Source organism: Holospora undulata HU1 (assembly GCF_000388175.3).
Lineage (GTDB): Bacteria > Pseudomonadota > Alphaproteobacteria > Holosporales > Holosporaceae > Holospora > Holospora undulata_A.
Window position 1 is genome coordinate 1 of record NZ_ARPM03000004.1, and the last position, 2053, is coordinate 2053.

The window sequence follows — 2053 nt, forward strand, 5'->3', positions numbered from 1 at the left end:
AAGCAGTATTAATCTCAGCAAACCTTTGAATAGTAATTCTCCGGTGATTTTATTATTATATCTATTGACATCGTAAAGTTTTCCTCGTCTCTCTAACCATATATCAATACATCATTATAAAATTAAAACTTTATACTCATAATATCTATCTCTGCCACTTTCAACACTTATGGGGCCTTAAGGAGTGCGTGGGGGCTTTTGGGTATATAAATTTTAGAAGAACACAGTGAAGGATATCTAGTCTTTAAAGAAACTGATTAGAACTGTTTATAATAAGCTGCTTTATTCGTGATGCGGAAAGAAGGATAGAGATGAGATTTTCTTGCTGTTAAAGAAAACTACTTTAGAAGTTTTTAAAAAAAGAGCTGCTTAAAAATAATATTTTTTGTACAAAGCTTTGATAAAAAGCGAACCCCAGTATGCAAAGAATTTATAGTGAGAATTAAGAAAATTTACATTCTTGGGAGATATTCTGGGAAGATACGCAATTTTCGACTTTTAGATTCGTAGTTTAATCTTTTATCTTAATTAACAATTAAACTTTAGACGTATATTTTCTTCCCAATTTTTCCTAACTTATTAGTAAGGAGTTGAAAAAAGCTAAGTTAATAAACTATAAAACGCTATCGTGGAACTACACGGCTGCGATCTTTTTGACTTTGAACAACAAATACTTTTTGTCCAACGCATAAGGTGGGATTTGGGCCTTGAACAACAGTTAAAAATCCGCCTGTATCAAGTTGTATTTGGTATTCTATTCCGTCTTGGTCTGTCAACGCTCTTGCGGCAAAATGTCCGATTATTCCACCTGCAAGCGCTCCACCCGCTGCCCCGAAAAGACTTCCTCTTCCTTTTCCAACATTAATTCCTCCTAATGCACCAGCTAGTGCACCAACAAGAGATCCCATCCCAGGTTGATTGTCTTCTGCTGTTGTTGCACTGCCAGAAACATTTACTGTTCTCATAGCAATAATCTTTCCAGGTAATGTCGTACAGGTTTCTCCTACGCCGGTCAATGAGTAATCACCGCTCCCGATTCTAGGTGCACAGCCCGACATCAATAAACTAATCAATAAAAAATTAAAAAAACGCACTTGTTTATATGCTCCTTAACGAATCTAGTAAGAATGATAAAAGATATTTTTTTAAAATGAAAGGGGGGATTCATATTTTTTTAATATAAAAACACCCCAATTAAATAGTAAAAGATAAACAAATAGCTAAAATCTCAAGGGAAAATAAATAAGCTTTATCAAAAAAATAGAATGAATATAAAATTTTAGTCTAAATCTAATCAGATAATCGATGCGGAAATCAGTTTTTTTGAGAAAGCAAATAAAAAATTTACTTTAATGAAAGCGAGATGATGTGTGAAAAAATTAAATATGCAGAAAAACAGGAATTATTTTTTTTTGATTTACTTATCTATCTTTTGTGATGTATCATAAATAAATATCTAATAATAAAAATTTATTCTATATCAAAAACATAATAAAAAGAATATGACAATTGAGCTGGATCATACTACCCCATACTCCCCCTCACTTTTTTGAAGGGTCTTTAAAAGATCTGAAAGAGAGGCTATTTTATTAAAAATAAACAACAATGTTTAATGCAAATGAACCTTCGTACTTAGTATGATCGATCAGCGAAAGGTTCAGCATCCTGCGCTGATCCACAAGATGCACTCTCCACCTTCAATAAAATCCAAGCTTGAACGCGTCAGGCGTTTTTTTAAAAGGACAAGGAATTGATTCTGGGCTCTTCTCAAAAGCCTTGATATCAAGCATTTGGGAGCCAGTTCCTAAAATGCATTTAATGCTCGATGGCACCAATTGGAAGTTTGGAACGCAGAATATCAATTGCCTCGTACCAGCTGTTAGAGTTGGAAAGATTGCATTTCCTTTGTTTTGGAGCATGCTTGATCACCAGGAAAATTCGCACCCCAAGCACGCATCAGTTTATTAAACCAATTTAAGGAAATCTTTAGGGTCGATAAAATTTTCTCCTTTTCAGCTGATCGCGAATTTGTGGGCAAAGATTGGATCACTTA

2 protein-coding genes are annotated in these 2053 nt (G+C 34.0%); one reads left to right on the forward strand and one right to left on the reverse strand.

All coding sequences use genetic code 11. The features are described 5' to 3' along the window. Window positions 1–623: 623 nt before the first annotated feature. Window positions 624–1094 carry an outer membrane lipoprotein gene (locus K737_RS00025; RefSeq protein ID WP_006297050.1) on the reverse strand — a complete coding sequence of 157 codons (471 nt, stop codon included), beginning with the start codon at window positions 1092–1094 and terminating at the stop codon, window positions 624–626. A 619-nt stretch (window positions 1095–1713) separates the two neighbouring features. Here K737_RS00025 and K737_RS06595 point away from each other — a divergent pair. Beyond that, window positions 1714–1968 carry a hypothetical protein gene (locus K737_RS06595; RefSeq protein ID WP_052563198.1) on the forward strand — a complete coding sequence of 85 codons (255 nt, stop codon included), beginning with the start codon at window positions 1714–1716 and terminating at the stop codon, window positions 1966–1968. Window positions 1969–2053 lie beyond the last annotated feature (85 nt).